This is a genomic window from Xanthomarina sp. (assembly GCF_035306605.1).
GTDB lineage: Bacteria > Bacteroidota > Bacteroidia > Flavobacteriales > Flavobacteriaceae > Xanthomarina.
The window spans coordinates 32,457-55,019 of record NZ_DATGNR010000056.1 but is presented as its reverse complement, the minus strand read 5'-3'; the positions used below and the strand labels follow the sequence as shown (position 1 = coordinate 55,019).

The following is a 22,563-nucleotide window of genomic DNA, read 5'->3' as shown; positions in this document are numbered from 1 at the left end:
TCTGGTTTCCATAAATGTAAGAAAAAACTTTTATTAAAATAAAACTAAGCGACTCAAAAGACAGACTAAGAATTCTAAAACAAATTATTTAAAACAAAACATTAGATTGGTATATTTGTAAATGAAGGTAATTAGCGTCCATATTTTAATTACAAAACATCTGGAATGCTCCTTCTAATCACATACAAATCCTTATTTTAAAATTAAATACATCATGAACAATCCTTCCTTTATAAAAGACTTAGCCTTACCAGTAGTTGCAGCACCCATGTTTTTAATTTCTGGTCCGCAACTAGTGATTGAATGTTGTAAAAACGGGATTGTTGGAACCTTTCCTGCATTAAACCAACGCACAAGTGAAGGCTTTGAAGCATGGTTAATTGAAATTAAAACTGCTCTTGCTGCTTTTGAAAAGGAAACTGGTAAAAAAGCGGCCCCATTTGGAGTGAATTTAATTGTTCACAATACAAATCCCCGATTAGAAGCAGATTTAAAACTGTGTATTAAACACAAAGTTCCTTTGATCATTACCTCTCTCGGAGCTGTTTCAGAACTAGTAGAAGCGGTACATGCTTATGGAGGATTAGTTTTTCATGATATTATTAAAAAACGTCATGCTGAAAAAGCTGCTGAAGCTGGAGTTGACGGATTAATACTTGTGTCTGCCGGAGCTGGTGGGCATGCTGGAACAATAAATCCAATGCCATTGGTGGCTGAAATTAAAAGTTTCTTTAAGAAAACCATCTTACTTGCTGGAACAATAAGTACAGGACGTGATGTGGCTTCTGCTATGCAAATGGGAGCCGATTTAGCCTACATGGGAACCCGCTTTATTAACACACAAGAAAGTAAAGCCCCAAAAGAATATAGAGACATGATTATTCAGTCTGGAGCTAGTGATATTGTCTATACTGCAGCTATTTCTGGAGTGGCTGCCAACTTTTTAGGCCCAAGCCTAAAAGCAATGGGAATTACAGATGACTTGCTAAAAAGAGAAAAGAAAGTAGATTTCGGTGAAGAACTAACCGCCCACAAAGACGATGCTAAAGCTTGGGCAACCATTTGGTCTGCTGGACAAGGAGTAACAAATATTCATAATGTACCTAAAGTCTCTGAATTGGTCACTGAATTAAAAACAGACTTTAAAACAGCCATCGAAGAGCAACTTAAGTATTTGGATATGTATAAGTAATATATTACCTTTATGTATCTGTACAACACAGTTTAGGTATAGCTACGCAAAGTTTGTTTCGTTTCTAAACAATACGTATTCGCCTATTACTTAAACGAAGCAGAAACTTCTAAAAATTTGCGGATTACACCATATACGAACCCCCTTTAAACCCTTGTAAACAGAGGAGTCCATGGGGGTTCCCTCGTAGATACTCCATAGTAAAGCCGTAGTAATCCCGTATCAAAGCCATATATACCTCAGGGTAAAGCTATGGCAATCTCAAGCTAACTAAATTTCAATTAAACAAAACCTAGATAAGCATTGCTGCCTCATTAAACCTAGCTTCCCTACATGATGGAAGCTCTACTCGGTAAAGTGCTAGCAAAACAAACATTCCTCAGCTTCTCAACATATAGAAAATTTTATAGGAGCAATGAAAGCTGTTTAACTAACTAAGGGTTCAAAAAGACTAATTTTTACTGCTTAGAACAAGCCATTTTCGTTAGGAGAATCTTTTAGAATTTGCTGACCTAAATCCCATAACTCAACAATTTTGTCTGCTTTAAATCGGAAGATATGTACAACGGCTATATCCATATCCTGTTTTACAACAAGAGAGTGGGTAACCACGGTATTTTGATCTATATAACTATGCTTAATTTCAATAGACTTATTAGGACTTGTAACGTGAGCTTCTTCCATAGCGTCTTTTAAAGCCGCTCGAGTCCCTTGGAAATATTGATTATGATGAATAAAATCATCCGAAACATAATTCTCAAACGCGTCTTTTACTTTTCCATTTCCGGCTAATTGTAAAAAAGATTCTGCAATTTGTTTATTAGTCATAGCTCTCTCTTATTTAATTAAAATATTATTGAAGTTTTTGTATAAACTCCAAAGCTCGTTTTTCATTATAATAAAATTTTCCTTTATCAATAAACCCTACATGACCACCGTGCTGTGGCATCTCCAAAAATAAATTCTCATTGTTTTTAGCTTCCTTAACCGGATAGCACTCTGGAGATAAAAACGAATCGCTAAGAGCATTAATAATTAATGTTGGAATCTGGATGTTTGGAAGGAATTGCAAACTAGAACACTGCTCGTAGTAATCAAAAGCATCCTTAAATCCATGGGCTTTAGAAGTATAAAGGTTATCAAAATCGTAAAGGGTTTTAATGGAATGTATGTCGGACTCCTTTAATACTGATTGATGTTTTTGTGTCTTTAAAAGCAATTTTTCTTTTAAATTATGTTTGAATTTATCATGAAAAGCTTTGTTCTTTAAAGTGTGTAATTCCTTGGCTGCACCTGCCAAATAACAAGGCACCGAAACCGCAATTCCCGTCTTTATCTGCTCAGGAATATCTGTAGTTTCACCCAAGTATTTTAAGGTAACATTACCGCCTAAACTAAACCCTTTAATGTAAATTTCAGAGTAGTGTTTGGTTTGTAATATATGTTGAATAATCTCTTTTAAATCTTCGGTTTCTCCAGAATGATAGGAACGAAATGATAGGTTATCTTCGCCACTACAACCTCTAAAATTTACAGAAACAGCATCAATCTGATTCTGATTAAAAAACTTAGCTGTTCCTGTAATATAATGCCGCTGCGCATGCCCCTCTAAACCATGCAGTAAAACAATTAGCTTACTTGTTCGTTCTTCTGTAAAACTCCAATCTAGATCTATAAAATCTCCGTCAGACAAGGTAAGTCGTTCTCTTTTTTGATTTAAACCTGAAACTTTTCTAATTAAACCAGAATAAACCGTTGCAACAAACCCGTTTCTAAAAAATAACGGAGCTTTGTAAGTAGTTTCTAAAATGGGCATAATACTAGTTATATGTTTTCTAAAGAAGTAAACTGAAAGGTATTCCCGTCAAACAAGCCTTTATCACTTAGTTTAAGCGAAGGAATCACCAATAAAGCCATAAACGACAAGGTCATGTATGGAGCGTGTAAAACGCTTCCTAACTGCTTCGCCATGGTATCTAACTGTGCATATTGTTCGCCTATCGTTTTCGCATCCTGATCGCTCATAATTCCCGCTACAGGAAGTGCCACTACGTGCGAGCTTGTGTTTGAAACAGCACAAATCCCACCCTTATTTTCAATAAGAAGATTCACGGCTTTACAAATAGCTTCGTCACTTACTCCTACTGCAATAATATTATGGGAATCGTGACCTACAGAACTGGCAATCGCTCCTTCCTTTAATCCGAAATTCTTTATAAAAGCAATAGCTGGTTTTTGATTTTGATATCTGTTAACAACCGTCATTTTTAAAACATCCTTTTCAATATTGGACACCAAATTCCCGTCTTTCAACAAACTTTCCACAATAAGTTCGTTAGTTACCAACTGCCCTTCCAATGCTTCAATAACACGAATTTCTTTAGCTGAAGATGCAAACATGAAATCTGAAACCTCCTTTTTCTTAGTGTGAAAATTGTTTAGAATTTCAAAAGGAACCGATTTAATCAATGAAACTCCTTTATCGAAAACCAATTCACCCTGGATATAGGTTTGAAGTGTTTTAAACTCTTTTAAATCTTCTACCAAAATGAAATCGGCAAAATCCCCTACCTGTAACAAACCAACATCCAAATTGTAATGTTTAACAGGATTCACACATGCTGCTTGTAACACCTTAAAGACATCCATTCCTTTGGCTACAGCACGTGCACATAAATTATTTATATGATGCAACAACAAATCGTCAGGATGCTTATCATCACTACAAAACATGATGTTTTCAAAATATTCGGGAAGCAAATCGATAAGGGCTTCAAAGTTTTTGGCCGCTGAACCTTCCCGTATTAGAATTTTCATACCTTTTTGGAGCTTTTCTAAGGCTTCATCATAAGTAAAACACTCATGATCCGTAGAAATTCCTGCACCTATATATTTGGTAATAGCGTCTCCCCTAACTCCCGGAGCATGGCCATCAACGGGTTTATTAAAATGCTTTGCCCATGCTATTTTTTTAAGAACTTCTTCGTCATCAAATAAAACACCGGGATAATTCATCATTTCGGCTAAGTATTTAATATCAGGATGTGCCATTAAAGTTTTTATCCCTTCCGAATCGATAACAGCCCCAGCCGATTCAAACTGGGTGGCTGGCACACAACTTGGCGCTCCAAAATTAAATTTAAAGGGGGTTTCTTTTCCATTATTTATCATAAACTCTACACCCGCTACACCAAGCACATTGGCTATTTCATGAGGATCTGAAACCGTTGAAATAGTTCCATGCTTTACTGCAATTCTAGCAAATTCACTTGGAACCAACATCGAACTTTCTATGTGGATATGAGCATCTACAAACCCTGGAATAATGTAATGCTTCACATTGTGCTGCTTTTCTTCTATCCTTAAAATCTTTCCGTCCTTAATGGTAATTTCACCACTAAAAATATTCCGATTTTTAATATCCACTATTTGACCTTGAAGCGTCATTTCTATATAATTTTAATTTTGATAAATATAAAAAAGTGCGTGTATAACAAACATTCTTTTACTGCTTTTTTTCCTGGTTGTTGAAATTATACTCGTTCAAAAACATGCAAAAAAAAGACTGCCTTGGTAGACAGTCTTTCTGAGTGTAATTTTATTTATGATTAAGATTCTTGATTGACAACCAATCTAAACCCTTCTCCGTGAATATTTAAAATTTCAACGTTTTCATCTAGTTTTAAATACTTTCTCAATTTCGCAATATACACATCCATACTTCTTGATGTGAAATAGTTGTCGTCTCTCCAAATTTTAGTTAAAGCCAATTCTCTTGGCATTAAATCGTTTTCATGCAAAGCCAACATACGTAGCAATTCATTTTCTTTTGGAGATAACTTCACCTGCTCTCCTCCATCGTATATTAAAAAACGTAGTTTAGAATTCAGATGAAACTTTCCTATTTGAAATTCAAACTGTTTGCTGTCTGCCACTGTTTCTGTAGCCTTACGCTGCATGATAGCTTTAATTTTCATTAATAAAACTTCGCTATCAAACGGTTTGTTTAAATAATCATCCGCTCCAACCTTATAGCCTTTTAAAACATCTTCCTTCATAGCTTTAGCCGTAAGGAATACAATGGGTACATCTGTATTTTTCTCTCTAATTTCTTTAGCTAGAGTAAATCCATCTTTATATGGCATCATAACATCCAAAATACACAGATCAAAATCGTCCTTCTTGAACTTCTCGAAGCCTTCCATTCCATTTTTGGCGTGGGTAACCTCATAGTCGTTCATAGTTAAATAATCCTTCAGAATTGTCCCGAAATTTGGATCATCTTCAACTAATAATATTTTTTTTTGTTGTTCATTCATAGCTTTTACGATATTAATGGAAGTTTAACAATAAACAAACTTCCTTTGTCTTTTTCACTTTCAACTGATATATGACCTTGATGGTCTTCTACAATTCGTTTAACATAGGCTAAACCTAATCCATGACCTTTAACATCATGCCTATCTCCTGTGTGTTCTCTATAAAACTTTTCAAAAACACGTTTTTGTGCGGCTTTACTCATACCACTACCTTGGTCTTTTATTTTTAAAATAATATTAGTTCCTACATTCTCGGTAGAAATATGAATAATTGGCGCTCTTGATTCTGGTGTATATTTTATTGCATTATCCAGAATATTTACTAGCACATTGGTAAAATGTGTTTCGTTTGCCAAAACCATAGAGTTTGTTGCTGCTAAATCTAAATGAATTTCTCCTTTGGCATCTTCAACAATCAATTCTACATGCGATAAAGCGTCTTCTATAAGATCGTGTAGTATAACACGCTCCTTACTAATATTTAATTCATTTCTTTCAAGTTTAGATATTCTTAATACATTTTCAACTTGAGCGTGCATCCGTTTGTTTTCTTCTTTTATCATGTTAAGATAACGAAGCACCTTTTCTTTATCATCGATAACCTTTGGGTTTCTAATGGCATCTAAAGCTAAGTTTATGGTTGCTATAGGTGTTTTAAACTCATGGGTCATGTTATTAATGAAATCGGTTTTTATTTCAGAAATTCTACGTTGTTTAAATAATTGCATTAAAGCACTTGAATATGCAATAATGATAATGGAAGTAAAAATGATGGATAGTAATGTCATTCTTACAATTGAAGACTGCACGAAAGTATTTCGTTTTGGAAAATTAACCAACAGCCTATAATTACTTATATCATTTTTATTCTGAAAAATAGGAACACTAAAGGTGGATTCCGTTAGTAATTCAAAATCATCCGATTGAATTTTAGTAGCTAAATCGTTACTGTAAATAGCAAACTGAAAGTCGATATTAATGTTATCCTCGGCCAATTTCGATTTAAAAAGATCGTGAATTTCTTCTTTGGTAACGCGTTTATGAATGGGCACTCGATAGGATAAATCCTCGTATGCCGTGTCGTAAAATATTTCAACACCTTTGGACAGCTTACCAAATTCGAACATCATGGCATCTAGATTCAAATTAGAATTAGATTCCAATCCATCGCTTTTTAAAATTTTTGTTTCTCTATCGCTCAGTACTTTTTTTATATTAATACTGTCTAAACCTATGTCAAAGATCGAAGAAGACAATTTATAATTCTCTTCTAAAATACTGTTTCTATATATTAATTTCTCATTAGACCCCTTTACTTCTTCTTTTAAATAAAACTGTCTAAAAGCTGATGTATCAGGCTTTACACCTTGATCCAACAAATCTTGAATTTTTAAAGCATACTCCTTAAACTCTGTATTTTCTATTTTTTTTGATGTAAAACTAAGTGCCTTTTTTACATTAAAAGTAAACTGATCTTGCTCGTTTTTAAGAGAGTTGTTTATGTAATATGCTTGAACGAAAATAATACCAACTAATGATAAACTCATTAATAGTATTAGTACTACGAATAACTTTTTGCTCATCGCTCAAAATTAACATTTTAACATTTACATTACTTACCATTTAACCTTACATTAACAAAAATGTTAAAATTCAGGTTTTATCCTATTAAGTTAACGATTTTATCGTGAGTAAGTTGCACTTGTTGGCGTGTTTCTTTTAAATCTTTATTGACAATTATGAAATGTGATTTTTCAATTTTAGCATCATCATCCCATTGATTATTCATGATAGATTGTATTTTTTCTACTGTAGTTTCGTCTCTTTTTAACAATCGTTCTATTCTGAGAGACATCGGGGCGGTTACGGTAATTATATAGTCGCAGTGGGTATAGCCACCATTTTCAAAAAGTATGGCAGATTCTTTTAAAACATAGGGTGCCTGCTGCTTTTTTAACCAGGCTTTAAAATGCTTAGCCACTTCTGGGTGAACAACGGCATTCATCTTTTTCAGATTTTCCTCATTATTAAAAATTTTATCTGCTAAATATGGTCTGTTTAAAACGTGGTCTTTGTAGGCCGCATTACCAAATAAAGCTATTAACTTTCTTTTAATAACCTTGGAGTTATTCATCAAAAGTTTAGCTTCTTCGTCCGCAATATATACTGGAATACCTAAAGCCATGAATTCTTTGGCGACGGTTGTTTTCCCACTACCTATACCTCCTGTTAAACCTATAATTTTCATTCTAAAATAATAAATTCAATATGTTCATGAGACAACTTAATATGCTTTACTTTTTCGGCTTTTTTTGCTATCTCTGGAATTAAAAAATCCGATCCGTTTTTTAGCTTATTGTAGTCGCAAACAATTTCAAAATCGCTTGCTTGTACCTTAGCGTAATTAGACAAACTCGTGTAATAAGTTACATAAAGTTTTTTAGGAAAATACTTAATTGTTAAATTTTCTGGAATATTAATGACATTAACAGGCACTTTTAAATGGCCCTCAGTAAATTTATCTACATCTCCATGAATGGCTACCTTGGTATTAGAAAAGCTTAAATTACCGTTTTTATTTGTAGGTAATTTTAATTTTATAACCGAATTAATATCAGATTTCACTTCTTTTATTTCAATTGAATCTGTTTCAATAAAAGCGATTTCTGAAACCAAAATTTCTGGACCAATAATCTTTATAGAATCTGGAACTATTTTTATGGAATCCAATAAATCAAATCCTTTAATAAACTGGAGTTTTGCTTGCAATTTAACTGGAACCTTTTTTATAGCATTAACATCATACCTAAATTTTAACGTGTCGGGTGTAATACTGATAATTTCTTCATTTTTGGAAAACTGGAGGTTTAATTCAGAAAAACCTTGGTGCTTATTCCAAACATAAAAATCCTTGTTTCTTGTAATGTGCTGACTAAAATCTATGTTAATTTGTGGTTTATTGAAGTAGTATTTTAACAGATTAAATCCTTGTGATCGAAGGGTTATATGTAGCTTTTGAGAATGATTATTTAACACCAAATGCTTTTCTGGTATTTGTATCTTGTTAATCTCAAAAGTGATGGTATTGGTATAAGTATTCGATAATTTAAGAACTATTAGCACAACAAATGACAGCAAAACAAACAAAAGAAACACGTTGATTTTCTTACTTTTAAATGAAGACAATATGTGTGTTTTGATTTGTTTTAACATGATGTTTTAAAGAATAAGTCCGGAAATGTTTCCTCTGGATGCCTTTTTAAGAAATTTACTAAAATAGTCGACTTTAAAAACCCTGAACCATAGCCAACAAACTGTATAGCAATGGCTAAAAGAGATAATATGGCAATTTTCAAACTTTTTGTGCTCAGTAAGGCCAAAACAAATGCCACTAAAAAATAACCACCAAACAATAGCAATGGTACTTTTAAGCTTAAAATGGCCCATAAAAACACAGAAAGAATAAACCCGAAAACAAACAAAGTAGGAAACCAATACGTTATTTTTTTTGTTTCAGGATGCCATTGGTTTAAAATAGGTCTAACTAAGCCAAACTTATTAACTTGCTTATAAAATTTAGACCAAGAGATACGGCGTTTGTGGAACACATAAGCCTCCGCAATAAGTTTTGTTTTATATCCCAAATTCCATAGTCTAATAGATAAATCAGGATCTTCGCCTGGATGAATTTCCCCAAAGCCTTTCGATTTCAAAAAGGCTTCTTTTGAAAGCCCCATATTAAAACTTCTAGGTTGAAAGGTATTGACACTTTTTTTATGCCCTCTAATCCCTCCTGTGGTTATAAAGGACGTCATTGAGAAGTTTATGGCTTTCTGTATGTCGGAAAAGGAATCATGTGAAGAGTCTGGTCCTCCAAAACAATGAACAAAGTTTTCATTTAAGCTTTTTTCAACTTCATTTAAATATTGAGAAGGTAAAATACAATCACTATCTAAAATTATAAAATAATTGCCTGTAGCTTTACTCATACCAAAGTTTCTTGAGTCGCCAGGACCTGAATTACTTTTTTTAAAATAAGCAATATTCAAACGTTCTTGGTACGAATTAACTATAGCTTCAGAAGTGATGGTAGATCCATCTTCAATTATTACAATTTCATACTTTAAAGCTGTATCTAATTTTACGAAACTGTCCAACAACTCCTGTATTTCGTCTGGACGATTAAACACGGGAATAATAAACGAAAACTGTATTTGCATGTAACAAATGTAGTTAAACCAATAAATAAAAGCCACTCTTTCGAGTGGCTTTTATTTATTATTTAAAGAATATGAACTTTATTTTTTAATTACCTTAATTGTTTGTTCGGCTTGGTTACTTTTAACTTTTACAAAGTAAGTTCCAGCATTTAAATCCGACATATCCAACTCGCTAGTCATAGCGTTAGGATGCGCACCTAAAACTTTTTGTCCTAACATGTTGTACACAACAACTTCTTGAATTGTTTGCACACCACTTAAAGTTAATATGCTTGATACTGGATTTGGATAATAAGTAAATGCTTTATCTAATTCAAAGGAATCCACACTTAACTCTCCGCCACAAAAAACAGATCTCGTTCTACTTACTGATTCACTAGAACATTGGTCGTCTGTATGAAGATAAAAGTTAACCGTTCCAGTGGCTTGAGCCGTCCAAGTAACAGGGGTTATTCCGTAAGCAGCAGCGGTTGCACCGCCATCAGCACTTATCGTAATAAAATCTGTTGGAACAGAACTATGAAATTGATAAGTTACTCCTGCAGTTACAGATACCACAGAATACTCTCCTGCCCAACCTGCAGTTGTTATTACATTCTCGGTAGTTCCATCACAAGTTGTTGGTGTATACGTAGAACTAGGCCATTGTCCGTTCACTGCCGTCAAGCAATAACCTGGTGCTGGCTCGGTAGTAAAGGTCCAAATTGGACATCCTGATGCTTCCTCTGTGCCATTAACCGGTTTAATAATCCAATACAGTTGAATATTATAACCATTAATAGTTAAATTAGCTGATGTTCCAGTGTAGTTACCTATTAATCCATAATCATCCCCTGCAGGAGTTTCCCCTGCGTATAAATTGTAAGATGTTGGAGTTGGCCCTGATGTTGGGGCTTCCCATGTAAAAGTTATGTTTCCAACAGGAATATTGGTAGCTCCATCTTCTGGAAATGGCGTTGTAGCACAATCTGGCGGACAGGTTTCTTGCGTAAGAACTGAGCTTACTACAGTACAATTAACATCATTATCATCATTAATAGTGATCGTCACGCTTGTACCAAGTGCATATGGGCCAAATTGTAAAGTTCCTGGGGCACTTAAAGGTTGAGACCCACTTCCTTGATTGTCTAAAACGGTTATATCTGTAGCACTTCCCATATCAGTAATATTTACATCTATGTAGAACCCTCCACTTACATCGCAATCATTGACTACTTCGTAGTCTACTGTTACAGATGTACAGGTGTTTTCTCGTATATTTAAAGTATATGGCGTCGACTGCGGAGCTGGCCAAGAGGATATGACAACATAATAGGTTGTTCCGCCAGTAAGATTAATTTCAGGCAGACTTCTGGTTGTACCATTTGTAGCTGTATGATAGGCTACAACAGAACTAAAAGGACATCCTTCAAATAACCAAAAACCAATCCAATCATCCAATGTGTTTGTTAAATCGAAATTGAAAGACCCGTCTTGATCAGGTGTAAATTCATATACTACATCGTCTCCTGTAATATAACTTGCACTCCCTGTTCCATTCGCGTATTGTGCACCAGCAATACTTGGTACATCAGTACCTTCATAATCATCTCCATAATTCGCGGTGTTATCTGTAGTGGTATAAGGCAGTGGCCCTACTACTATTGAATTTTCACAAACAGAACCTGGCAAGGTACACCCTATCTGATAACTTCCTAAAATGAAATCGCAATCAGAATCAGTGTGTTCTACACTTAAGGTTATAACATCGCCACCAGTATAAGTTCCGGTAGAAACAGTTCCTGCAACAATTGGGAAAGATCCTCCTAAACCATCTGTAATAAAAGCTCCATCACCCACAGTAGATACTTCAACATCTATTGAAAATTGGAGTGCCGCACAATCGTCTACCACAGTAGCACTATCAACAACAGCTGTTGTACAAGTTGGAGCTTCGTTAATTAAAACATCGTCCAAATTCAAAGCAGCACCATCAGTACCTGTATAATTAAATACAATTTGCATGTTGCTACTGCCCGCATAAGGAGTTAAATCTATAGTAACTTCATTCCATTCCCAATTTACAAAAATACCGTAGTCCACTTCACTCCATAAGGGTGTTGTAGTGGTTCCATCAGTAATACTAACGGTAAAATCATAATTATCTTCCGGATCCACACTCCAGTAATAACTCATATTAAACCAAAATATAAGCCTTGGATTTGTAGCACTTGTTAAATCTAAAACAGGTGTTAACAAGCTTTCATTTTGTGGAGCAAGTGCTGGGTCGTAAACTACCTCTGCACTATTAGTGCCAGTATGAGCGGTACTTGCTTGCCCCCAAGAAAAAGCAGCATTAGTTGAGTTCAATGTCCAACCTGGAGGTGGAACAGAGGTTTCAAATCCTTCTGTTAAATATTGCCCATAACTTATGGAGCAAAAGCATAAGGACAGGACGTAAAATAAATAAGTAATTTTCTTCATGTCGGTTTAAATTAATTAATAAAATGATTTCTAGCACTTTAAATGTAAGAAAATTTATAAGAAATCAACTTGTAAATGAGAAATTTATTAAATAAAAAAAAAGCGAGTCATAAATTATGACTCGCTTTAACTCTATAAAATTATATACTTTTACTTTTCTAATCCTTTAATAAAGGCTTCCATAACTTCGTTACTTACCCCCATGTTACTAAACCCTCCATCATGGAATAAGTTTTGCAAGGTTACCATTTTTGTTAAATCGCTAAACATTGCCACTGTATAATTAGCGCAATCTAAAGCTGTAGCATTTCCTAGGGGTGCCATTTTATCTGCATAAGCCATAAATCCATCAAAACCTTTTACCCCACTACCTGCAGTTGTTGGTGTAGGTGATTGTGAAATGGTATTAACACGTACCGTTTTATCTTTTCCGAAGAAATAACCAAAACTTCTTGCAATACTTTCTAAATAGGCTTTATTATCTGCCATATCGTTATAGTCAGGAAATACACGTTGAGCTGCCATATAGGTTAGCGCAACAATACTTCCCCATTTATTCATAGCATCCTTTTTATATAAAGTTTGCATAACCTTATGAAATGACATAGCTGAAATATCTGTCCCTTTTTGAGTCCAATCGTAGTTCTGATCTGAGTATGCATTTCCTTTTCTTACATTGATAGACATACCAATAGAATGCAAAACAAAATCCAGTTTTCCTCCTAAAATTTCCACAGATTTTTCAACTAGATTTTCTAAATCTTCCAATGAAGTAGCGTCTGCAGGAATAATTTGTGAACCTGTTTTTTCAGCCAAAGCATTTATTTGACCCATTCTTAATGCAACTGGAGCATTTGTTAATACAAAGGTACCGCCTTCTTCGTGAACACGTTCTGCAGTTTTCCAGGCTATAGAATTTTCATCAAGCGCCCCAAATATAATTCCTCTTTTTCCTTTTAATAAGTTGTAAGACATATCGCTAGTTATTTTTGTTTGGTGTTACGTTCTTAAGGGATCAAAGTTAATAAAACTTTCATCTAAAAACTTAACTTTTATTTTATTAATTGAGTAATTGCTTGGCGTGCGCTAAGGCGGAACTTGAAACTTCTGTTCCGCCAAGCATTTGCGCTAATTCCACCAACCGTTCGTCGTAGTTTAATTCTTTTAAATTTGATAAGGTTACATTGTCCACATCTTCCTTAAACACTTTAAAATGTGTGTGACCTTTGGCTGCAATTTGAGGAATGTGTGTAATAGCAAACACCTGCATGTATTGGCTCATTTCCAGCATAATTAACCCCATTTTATTAGTTATTTCTCCAGAAACTCCAGAATCAATCTCATCGAACATGATGGTTGGTAGTTGTTTGTATTTGGACAAAATAGACTTTATTGCAAGCATTATTCTAGAAAGCTCCCCTCCTGAAGCTGCTTTTTTAAGTTCGTTAAATTGGCCGCCTTTATTGGCTGTAAACAAAAACGATAACTCATCTTTACCATTTGCTAAAAAGACATCACTAAAATTTAAAGTAATTTTAAATTTAGCATTAGGCATTCCTAAGGTGCTTAAAATCTCTTCTAGTTGCTTAGATAGTTCTGGAATAGCTTTTAATCGGTTTTCATGCAGCTGTTTTGCTAGCTTGTTTAAAGCCTTGTTTTCAGCTTCTAACTCCTGTTCCTTCTTCTGAATGTTTTCGTCTAAGTTTTCGGTTTCTGAAACTTTTACGGAAAGGCTTTCCTTAATTTCAATCAACTCTGAAACGGTAGAAACTAAGTGCTTTTTAAACAGATTATTCAGTAGTAATAATTTGGAATTCACTTTTTCCAAGCGCTCTGGATCTGCATCTAATTGCTCTTGAAGTTTTTCAATTTCTGAAAACACATCGTCTAACTCTATAAAGCTACTATCAATTCTTTCTAATAAACTTTCGTACTTACTAGCATAAGGACTAATTTTTTTAAAGTTTACTTTTAATTGTGTTAATAAGGATAATATTCCTATTTCCTCTTCGCCAACTATCGATGTGGAATGAGATAAAGACTCTCTAATTTCTTCTATATTGTTTAGGGTTTCAAACTCTTCCTCAAGAGTTTCTAATTCGCCATCTACCAAGTTAGCTTCGGTTAACTCTTTTAAAAGAAATGTGTTATAATCGTATTCCTTAGTTGCTTCTGCTTTAAACTTCAATAAGGCATCCAAATCTTTTTGAATAGCTCTAAACTGCTTTAATTGAATTCCATAGGCTTTTAACACCTCTTTATTGTTTGCTAAAGCATCGATAATTTCAAACTGAAAAGAATCGTCTACCAATTGAAGGGTTTCGTGTTGTGAATGTATATCAATGAGCTGTTCGCCCAAAATTTGCAAACTCGATAAATTCACCGGGGAATCGTTTACAAAAGCTCTAGATTTCCCTGAGGGTAAAATCTCTCTCCTTATTATGGTTTGCGGCTCGTAATCTAAATCGTTTGCCACAAATAAGCTTTCTAAATTATAATTGGTTACATCGAAAACAGCTTCTATAATACACTTTTTAGTAGTGTCTTTTATACTGTTTAAATCGGCTCGTTTACCAAGAATAAGAGATAGCCCTCCTAATAGGATGGATTTTCCTGCGCCAGTTTCACCGGTAATAATAGAAAAGCCTTGGTTAAATTTTACCTGAAGGTTATCTATTAATGCGTAATTTTTTATGGATAAAGATGTGATCAAAAGTATTTCTAGAATTTAGGTTAAAGGTAAGTAATTTCAAGAAATGATAGCTAATAAAAAACCTGATATAATACGTGATTCTTTAGGTGAAACACTAAAATTTAATCTCTCTCCACTGACTAGAATACATAGGAGCGATATTGTTTAAAACATCAACTAGTTGTGTGATGTCGACTTGAGGTCCTGAGCTAAAAATATCTGAAATTTCATCTGCCTTGGCATCAAAAAATGTTCTTAAAAGAAATGAATTCGGTCTAACCCTATTCATAGCTTGCAAACCAATTAATGCTTTGGAGATATTGGCTTTTGCTTCTTTTGTGTTATCGCTCATTAAATCCAATCCATTTCTATGATATTCGTACATTGCTTTTCTGTATCCTTCAAAAGTTGGAGACAGTATGTTATCTATTAACATATATCTAGATTGGGTACCATCGCTCAACTTCCAACCTTTAGAGTTTTCACCTTGCGAATAGTTAACTATGTTTTGAGCTTGTTTAAAATATGAATCTCCCGCATTTAACGAAAAAGTATCGGCGTCTATTCCTAAAATCATATAAACATGAAATGCCAAGACAGAAACTAAATTAGATTCAAATGAATTTGGATTATAAACCATGTTTTGGAATTCAAGATATCTAAAAGTAAAATCCTTATCGTTTATATTATGAACACTTGTTGTATATGATGATCCGTAAACAGGTCTAGATGATTGTACTTGTATTGTAGCCTTAAAAACATCACCAGAATGCTCGGTAATATTAATAAACATGGAAGACTCTATACGTTCTACTGGAGAAAACTCCTTATCAGTCCATTTGGTATTATTAACAAATTCAAAGATTTGCTTTTCTAAGGTTTTAAACACAGGAAGATTACTGTTTCCGGTTTGTTCTGCATTAATAACAACTTTACAGTTTAATTCTTGCGCATGGAGTGAAACACCACATATCAACATTAAAAATATAAGAATTCTATTCATGTAATTTTATTATAATTTCGTTTAGAAGATCTTGAGCTACTTCTGCTTTCGACTTTAACTTATACGCTGTAACCTGATCTTTATTGTCAATTATGGTTACTTTATTGGTTTCGGTTTTAAAACCTGCTCCTTTATCTTGTAACGAATTTAAAACAATTAAATTTAAATTCTTTCTTTTTAATTTTCCTTTTGCATTTTCTAGTTCGTTTTCTGTTTCTAAAGCAAAACCAACTAAGATTTGGTCTTTTTTAATGGCTCCTAACGACGCTAAAATATCTTTGGTTTTTTCCAACTCTAAAGTTAAGCTAGAATCATTTTTCTTAATTTTCTGATCTGCTACTAATTTTGGTCTGTAATCTGCTACGGCTGCCGCTAAAATAGCCACATCCATTTTATCGAAATGTTTATGAGCTTCCTGATACATGTCCTCTGCTGAGGTTACAGAAATTACCTTAACCAAACTATGGTTTAATCTAAGATGAGTTGGACCTGAAACTAATACTACTTCAGCACCAAGATTGGCAGCAGCTTTAGCTATTTCGAAGCCCATTTTTCCACTAGAGTGGTTTCCTATAAAACGAACCGGGTCTATTGCTTCGTAGGTTGGTCCAGCTGTTATTAAAATTTTCTTACCGCGTAGTGGCAGTTTACCAATAACATCCTGCTCTATAAAAGCAAAAATATCTTCTGGTTCTGCCATTCGCCCTTCCCCATACAACCCGCTTGCCAATTCACCACTAGTTGCAGGTATTATGGTATTTCCAAAACTTTCTAACTTTTTAAAAGATTCCTTGGTAGTAGGATGCTTATACATATCCAAATCCATGGCAGGAGCAAAATAGACTGGACATTTGGCAGATAAATATGTAGCTAAAAGCAAGTTGTCGCAAACACCATTTGCCATTTTCGACATAGTATTTGCCGTTGCTGGGGCTATAACAAAAAAATCTGCCCAAAGACCTAATTCTACGTGATTGTTCCAAAGTTCACTATCCACATCGTCAACAAAAGTTGAGTGAACAGGGTTTTTGGACAAGGTAGAAAGTGTTAACGGAGTAACAAAATCTTTTGCAGATGGTGTCATAACCACTTTTACATGAGCTCCTGCTTTTATAAAAAGCCGAACTAATGATGCAGCCTTATAAGCGGCAATTCCAGCACTAACGCCTAAAAGGATATTTTTGCCGCTTAATATAGACATCGTGTTTATGCTTGATTATCGTCTTCTGTGTTTCTGTAATAAATTTTATTGTCTAACCACTCTTGTACAGCTAAAGCGTAAGGTTTTGGTAATCTTTCATAAAATTTAGAAACTTCAATTTGCTCTTTATTTTCGAAGATCTCTTCTAAACTATCATTAAAGGTAGCAAATTCTTCAAGTTTTTCAATTAACTCCTTTTTAATTTCAGAATTAATTTGCTCTGCTCTTCTAGAAATAACAGAAATAGCTTCGTATATATTTCCTGTAGATTCTTCAATTTTATTTCTGTCGTAAGTAATTGTATTAACAGGAGCTTTGATTTTTTTTAAATCCATTTTATTCTATTTAGCTTTTAGTACTATATTTTTCTAATTCTTTATTAACTTCTTCAATCATTTTGTTGGCTTCTTCCATACGTTCCGAATCGCCATAATTCTTCTTGTAATTATTGTAGTGTCCTTTTACTTTTTCAAGTCGTTCTTTTCTTTTAGATTCTACACTATTAATAGCTACTTTGTAAGCCGAGTCCAATTTGTAATAAAATGCGTCTTCTCTAAATATAGATCCTGGAAACTCTAATATAAAATTATCGAAAGCTTTAATCGAAGCATTATAATCTCCATTAAATCCTGCAATACGGTTATATTGTTTTGCTATTTCGAAAGCTTTTTTCTCTAATTTAAAATCTAATTCTTGTACTAATTTATTTGCTTCAGGTATGTATTCTGAATTTGGATATAAATTAATAAATATTTGTAATTTTTCTAAGGCCTCTTTTGTTTCTGTCTGATCTTTAGAAAACACAGGAGACAACATATATGCACTTTTACCACTTAAAAAAGCGGCTTCATCTACTTTTTCACTTTCAGGATATCCCGAAACAAATCGCTCAAATTGGTAACTAGCCAAATAGTAATCCTTTATTTCATAAAAAGTTTTAGAGTACAAAAACATAAGTTTTTCCGCTTGTGGTTTACCTCTATAATTTGGAACTATTTGAGCAAACAATTTATTTGCTTTAGCATATTTCCCCTCGTTATATAGTTCTTCTCCAACCCTGAATTTCTCAGATATTTCTGAGCTTTTCAAAGCATTTTGATATTGGCTACAAGAACTTAAAACAGTGAAAGTTATAAATAAATAAAAAAGTTTCTTCATAATTTTTAAACAGGATGCAAAATTAAGCTATTTTAATGGATTTTAAAAATATTATTTACAGCTAAAATAAATGCTTGAACCTGCTTTGTGTCAGGTTTAAGTATAATTTAACTTTTTTGAAAATCATTTATAAAGTTTCCAATCTTAGTTTTCAACAAATTTGTTGCAGGAACTAGTGGCAATCTTACGGTATCGTTACACAGGTTTTTCTGTTCTAATACAGCTTTAATGCCTGATGGATTGTTTTCAGAAAAGATTAAAGAAATTACATCTAAAAACTGATAATGAAGTTCATAGGCTTCCTTGGCATTTCCTTCTATTCCTAAATGTATCATTTTTGAAAATCCCTCTGGAAAAGCTTGCCCAATAACCGAGATAACTCCTGCCCCACCAGCTAAAGTTACTGGCAATGCCAAATCGTCGTCGCCAGAAATTATTAAGAAATCTTTAGGTTTGTTTTTTATTAATTGGAAATACTGCGCCATGTTTCCGGCAGCCTCCTTTATGGCAACAATGTTTTCGAAATCCGTTGCCAATCTAATGACTGTTTCTGGCAACATATTGGATGAGGTTCTACCAGGAACATTATATAAAATTACTGGTTTTGGCGAAGCTAAAGAAATAGCTTTAAAATGCTGATAAATTCCTTCTTGAGTTGGCTTGCTATAGGCAGGTGAAACAGATAAAATAGCGGAAATATGTGTAAAATCAGTTGTTTTAATTTCTTCTATTATATCTGCTGTGTTATTTCCTCCTATTCCTAAAACCAAAGGCACACGACTGTTGTTAGATTTTACTATAGTGGCTATAATTTGCTTTTTTTCTTCTTTGGTAACGGTTACACTTTCTCCTGTTGTTCCGCTTATAACTATATAATCGGTTCCGTTTTCTATATTATAATTTACAAGGTTACTTAAAGCTTCATGATCGACACTTAAATCGTTTTTAAATGGCGTTACTATAGCTATTCCTAAACCTGTTAGTTTATTTTTCATGAATGTAATTTGTTTAATACGTTTAAATATTTTTTTAATTCGGCTTTAAAAAGCTCCAGTTTATTGAATTCTGTTTTTATAATTAAATCGTTTATCCGTTTGTCATGTTGAAAAATCCCAACTTTTAAGTTTGCATTGGAGGCCGCTGTTAAATATTTTAGCTGTAAAACATCTTCAACGTAATAACTAATTAATAAATCGAATTTAGTATCAATAAAAGTTTGTAATTCAGTATTGTTTACTTTTCCATTCCAAGTGAAATCCTTCATATTAAAACATGCATCCCAAGAGTAAGCCTGTGCTTTACTACTTGCTGTAAATGCAATAATTTTTACTTTATTTGGTAGTACACCTAGAGTTTGAGCAATGGTTTTTAGGGCTTCAAAATCGTTGGTTTCATCAGCATTTAAAATAACTCCTATATTTTCTATTTTATCGGTATTAAAATTTGCTTCTCGATTTTTCAGAAGGCTATTTAATTTCTTTTTAATAGATTTTTCTTTTAAACCCTTTAAAATCATTATATCTTTATACTTTGTTACAAAGGTAGTAAATGTACACACAAAATATTATTTAAACACACATGTTTCACCATGAATTTTAAACCACTTTTTGCTCTATTCCTCATCCTGTTGATAGTAAGTTGTAAACAAGAAAAACAGCACTTAACACGCATTGAAGGAAAACAAATACCTGTTTCTGACAGCCTTGCAACCGACACAGAAATTGAGGCATTTATTAAACCTTATAGAGATCATTTGAACAAAGACATGGATAGTGTTATTAGCTACTCCATGAACACCTATTCCAAAAGCGATGGCGAGCTAAATACTGCTATTGGAAATCTGTTTGCAGACGTAATTTTTGAAGAAGGAAATCCGGTTTTCAAAAAGCGTACTGGAAAAGATATTGATATGGTTTTAACAAATCATGGTGGTATACGCGCTATTATCTCCAAAGGTGATATTACCACAAGAACTGCCTACGAGATTATGCCTTTTGAAAACAGTATTGTAGTAGCCCCTATTAAAGGGTCTCAAATTAACCAAATGATTGATTACTTATTGGCAGCCAAAAGAGCTCATCCAATTTCTAAACTAAAAATTGTAGTTGATAAAAACTACGAGTTAGTTGAAGCTACTATTAACAGTAAACCAATCGACACTTCCAAAATATACTATGTAGCAACCAATGACTATTTGTATAATGGTGGCGATGGTATGGATTTTTTTAAACCTAGCGACACCTTGTATATATTGAATTATAAAATACGAAATGCTTTTATAGATCATTTCCATAAACATGACACTATTAACCCGGTTATTGACGATAGGTTTATAAGATTACAATAACAAGTATAGATACCTCATCTTTAATCACCCGTGCAATAAGTGATATGGTTGCATGTAAAAAACAAAAAACTTTATGTTGAAACACATGAAAAGAAGAAATTTTATTCAAAAAACAACTGCAGCAACAGCTTTAGTTACTGTTGGCGGGTTAAGTTTACCTTCATTTATCGCTGCCGATAAAACAACGCAGGTGACTATACTTCACACGAACGATGTCCATAGCCATATTGACCCTTTTGGTCCTGAAGACGGAAGAAATCCTAACAAAGGAGGAGTTGCTAGACGTGCTAGCTTAATTCAAAACATTAAAAATGAAAATCCGAATACCTTGTTGTTGGATGCTGGAGATATTTTCCAAGGAACACCTTACTTCAATTACTATGGAGGCGAATTAGAATTTAAGTTAATGAGTAAATTAAAGTATGATGCGGCAACCATTGGAAATCACGATTTTGACAATGGTATTGACGGATTATATGCACAATTACCGCATGCTAAATTCGATTTTATTTCAGCCAATTACGATTTTTCAAACACAATTTTAGATACGCATGTTAAACCTTATAAAACCTTTAAAAAAGCAGGTGTAAAAATTGGTGTTTTCGGCGTAGGAATTAAATTGGATGGCTTGGTATTGAAAGATCTTTATAAGGAAACCGTATATCACGACCCAATAGAAATTGCTCAAGATATGAGCCGAATTTTAAAAGAAGAGGAACACTGCGACCTCGTTATTTGCCTATCTCATATTGGTTATAATTACAGCAACAACCCAGATAAACCAAGCGATTTAAAACTGGCTTCAAGCACAAAAAATATCGATTTAATTATTGGCGGTCACACCCACACCTTTTTACCAAAACCTACAGTTGCACAAAATATTGAGGGGAAAAATGTTCTCGTAAACCAAGTTGGCTGCTATGGGATTAATTTAGGCCGTATCGATTTCTTTTTCGATTCCAACAAAAACAAAACAGCAAATGGAACGTCTATTATTGTGTAAATAAAAAAGGAATTGCTTGAAGAGCGTAGTACCAAAGTGATTTACAGCTACCGAACAGTTTTTCAAGCAACTTCACACTTATCTGTACTGTACGCCTATAGATGGGAACTGGCTTACTTACAATTATTCATCAAAACAGGATAGTAAATCTTTCCCAAGTAAATCACTTGAGGTTCAAGCTAAATAGTCCAAACCAAAAACGTACCCTTCAAATTTAATGATACAATCGAAACGTGTTTACATGCCTGGTTTTTGCATAAAAGTAATAAAACCCAAAGCCTAGTACAAACAAGAAGGTTGAAGTAAATTTAAGCACATCCTTTTCAACTACATAAAAATACCCTAGTTGGAGAAATTCTGAGAACACTACAAATAAGGTCGCAATAAAACAAAGTAAGGTTTTTTTATTGTCGTTGTAAAAGTAGGCTATTAGTGAAAATGTTAATAGTAAAAGCAGGACAGCATTATATACCATTTCAACATAAACCCAATTAGAATTCCTTATAAATGGGTCTATAATCCCTAAAAGCATATAGGAAATATAAATATTTAACAAGAGCAGTACAGACAAGTGTAATTTGTATTTTTTAAAGACTTTCTTAAAATCCAACCCTTTAATTATATCTACTAACAAGAACAAATAAGCCAATATATACAGAAGATTTCCTATAAAATAATAAATATGTAATTGTAAAGTTGAATCTAAAAATTGTTCTACAAAAACAATTAATTCTGAAAAAGAGTAAATTAAAAGAAACCAAGAAAAATAAGGAGATCTAACTTTAGTATTGGCAAAATACAATACTGAAATTAAGGGTACAATCAATGCTCTAGATACATTAGAAATATAGTATTCATCTTTAACCTGAAAAAGCGTAAAAGAAATGCATAGGAATACAATGACTACTATTATAATATTTGATTTAATTAAACTCATAAAATCTTAATTCCGAAGCAAATATATA

The 22,563-nt window shown here is 33.5% G+C and carries 21 protein-coding genes; 3 read left to right on the top strand and 18 right to left on the bottom strand.

The features are described from left to right. The first annotated feature begins 214 nt into the window (after positions 1 to 214). On the top strand, positions 215 to 1,192 hold the full coding sequence (locus VKY41_RS08455; RefSeq protein ID WP_500814009.1) for an NAD(P)H-dependent flavin oxidoreductase: 978 nt from the start codon (positions 215 to 217) through the stop codon (positions 1,190 to 1,192). Between the two features lie 465 nt (positions 1,193 to 1,657). On the opposite strand, the gene VKY41_RS08450 is transcribed toward VKY41_RS08455, so the two are convergent. The 17 genes from VKY41_RS08450 to VKY41_RS08370 all read right to left on the bottom strand — a co-directional run bounded on the left by VKY41_RS08450 (position 1,658) and on the right by VKY41_RS08370 (position 19,764). Further along, the gene (locus VKY41_RS08450; protein WP_500814008.1) at positions 1,658 to 2,020 is read right to left on the bottom strand and encodes a nuclear transport factor 2 family protein; all 363 of its coding nucleotides are present in this window, start codon (positions 2,018 to 2,020) and stop codon (positions 1,658 to 1,660) included. 25 nt (positions 2,021 to 2,045) lie between these two features. After that, entirely contained in the window at positions 2,046 to 3,008 is a 963-nt protein-coding gene (locus VKY41_RS08445; protein ID WP_500814007.1) for a YheT family hydrolase, read from the bottom strand. An 8-nt stretch (positions 3,009 to 3,016) separates the two neighbouring features. Continuing rightward, positions 3,017 to 4,639, bottom strand: a complete 1,623-nt coding sequence (gene ade / locus VKY41_RS08440; RefSeq protein ID WP_500814006.1) for an adenine deaminase — start codon at positions 4,637 to 4,639, stop codon at positions 3,017 to 3,019. Between the two features lie 161 nt (positions 4,640 to 4,800). Further along, positions 4,801 to 5,511 carry a response regulator transcription factor gene (locus VKY41_RS08435; RefSeq protein ID WP_500814005.1) on the bottom strand — a complete coding sequence of 237 codons (711 nt, stop codon included), beginning with the start codon at positions 5,509 to 5,511 and terminating at the stop codon, positions 4,801 to 4,803. 5 nt (positions 5,512 to 5,516) lie between these two features. Continuing rightward, positions 5,517 to 7,058 (bottom strand): sensor histidine kinase, encoded by a 1,542-nt coding sequence (locus VKY41_RS08430; RefSeq protein WP_500814004.1) that lies wholly within the window; start codon positions 7,056 to 7,058, stop codon positions 5,517 to 5,519. A gap of 113 nt (positions 7,059 to 7,171) precedes the next feature. Then, positions 7,172 to 7,759, bottom strand: coding sequence for a dephospho-CoA kinase (gene coaE / locus VKY41_RS08425; protein ID WP_500814003.1), 588 nt, complete (start codon positions 7,757 to 7,759; stop codon positions 7,172 to 7,174). Continuing rightward, entirely contained in the window at positions 7,756 to 8,697 is a 942-nt protein-coding gene (locus VKY41_RS08420; protein ID WP_500814002.1) for a YbbR-like domain-containing protein, read from the bottom strand. Before VKY41_RS08420 ends, coaE begins: the two co-directional genes overlap by 4 nt. Before the next feature lie 20 nt (positions 8,698 to 8,717). Continuing rightward, positions 8,718 to 9,731 (bottom strand): glycosyltransferase family 2 protein, encoded by a 1,014-nt coding sequence (locus tag VKY41_RS08415; RefSeq protein WP_500814001.1) that lies wholly within the window; start codon positions 9,729 to 9,731, stop codon positions 8,718 to 8,720. 78 nt (positions 9,732 to 9,809) lie between these two features. Continuing rightward, on the bottom strand, positions 9,810 to 12,194 hold the full coding sequence (locus tag VKY41_RS08410; protein ID WP_500814000.1) for a T9SS type A sorting domain-containing protein: 2,385 nt from the start codon (positions 12,192 to 12,194) through the stop codon (positions 9,810 to 9,812). Between the two features lie 150 nt (positions 12,195 to 12,344). Then, a complete protein-coding gene (locus VKY41_RS08405) occupies positions 12,345 to 13,169 on the bottom strand; it encodes an enoyl-ACP reductase FabI (RefSeq protein WP_500813999.1) in 825 nt (274 codons plus the stop codon). An 85-nt stretch (positions 13,170 to 13,254) separates the two neighbouring features. Then, positions 13,255 to 14,907 (bottom strand): DNA repair protein RecN, encoded by a 1,653-nt coding sequence (recN, locus tag VKY41_RS08400; RefSeq protein WP_500813998.1) that lies wholly within the window; start codon positions 14,905 to 14,907, stop codon positions 13,255 to 13,257. A gap of 94 nt (positions 14,908 to 15,001) precedes the next feature. After that, positions 15,002 to 15,889: a type IX secretion system protein PorD gene (gene porD / locus VKY41_RS08395; RefSeq protein ID WP_500813997.1), complete on the bottom strand. Its 888-nt coding sequence runs from the start codon at positions 15,887 to 15,889 to the stop codon at positions 15,002 to 15,004. Continuing rightward, positions 15,882 to 17,090: a bifunctional phosphopantothenoylcysteine decarboxylase/phosphopantothenate--cysteine ligase CoaBC gene (coaBC, locus tag VKY41_RS08390; protein WP_500813996.1), complete on the bottom strand. Its 1,209-nt coding sequence runs from the start codon at positions 17,088 to 17,090 to the stop codon at positions 15,882 to 15,884. Before coaBC ends, porD begins: the two co-directional genes overlap by 8 nt. Positions 17,091 to 17,095: 5 nt before the next feature. Then, complete coding sequence (locus VKY41_RS08385; RefSeq protein WP_500813995.1) at positions 17,096 to 17,425, bottom strand: DNA-directed RNA polymerase subunit omega; 330 nt, start codon at positions 17,423 to 17,425, stop codon at positions 17,096 to 17,098. Positions 17,426 to 17,435: 10 nt separating this feature from the next. Then, on the bottom strand, positions 17,436 to 18,248 hold the full coding sequence (locus tag VKY41_RS08380) for an outer membrane protein assembly factor BamD (RefSeq protein ID WP_500813994.1): 813 nt from the start codon (positions 18,246 to 18,248) through the stop codon (positions 17,436 to 17,438). 107 nt (positions 18,249 to 18,355) lie between these two features. After that, positions 18,356 to 19,243, bottom strand: a complete 888-nt coding sequence (dapA, locus tag VKY41_RS08375; RefSeq protein WP_500813993.1) for a 4-hydroxy-tetrahydrodipicolinate synthase — start codon at positions 19,241 to 19,243, stop codon at positions 18,356 to 18,358. Beyond that, positions 19,240 to 19,764 carry a DUF6913 domain-containing protein gene (locus VKY41_RS08370; protein WP_500813992.1) on the bottom strand — a complete coding sequence of 175 codons (525 nt, stop codon included), beginning with the start codon at positions 19,762 to 19,764 and terminating at the stop codon, positions 19,240 to 19,242. Before VKY41_RS08370 ends, dapA begins: the two co-directional genes overlap by 4 nt. Before the next feature lie 72 nt (positions 19,765 to 19,836). Here VKY41_RS08370 and VKY41_RS08365 point away from each other — a divergent pair, with 72 nt between their 5' ends. Both VKY41_RS08365 and VKY41_RS08360 read left to right on the top strand, forming a co-directional pair. Next, positions 19,837 to 20,595, top strand: a complete 759-nt coding sequence (locus tag VKY41_RS08365) for a 5'-nucleotidase C-terminal domain-containing protein (protein WP_500813991.1) — start codon at positions 19,837 to 19,839, stop codon at positions 20,593 to 20,595. Positions 20,596 to 20,680: 85 nt separating this feature from the next. Next, entirely contained in the window at positions 20,681 to 21,598 is a 918-nt protein-coding gene (locus VKY41_RS08360) for a bifunctional metallophosphatase/5'-nucleotidase (RefSeq protein ID WP_500813990.1), read from the top strand. 214 nt (positions 21,599 to 21,812) lie between these two features. On the opposite strand, the gene VKY41_RS08355 is transcribed toward VKY41_RS08360, so the two are convergent. After that, positions 21,813 to 22,535: a hypothetical protein gene (locus tag VKY41_RS08355; RefSeq protein ID WP_500813989.1), complete on the bottom strand. Its 723-nt coding sequence runs from the start codon at positions 22,533 to 22,535 to the stop codon at positions 21,813 to 21,815. Between the last annotated feature and the right edge of the window lie 28 nt (positions 22,536 to 22,563).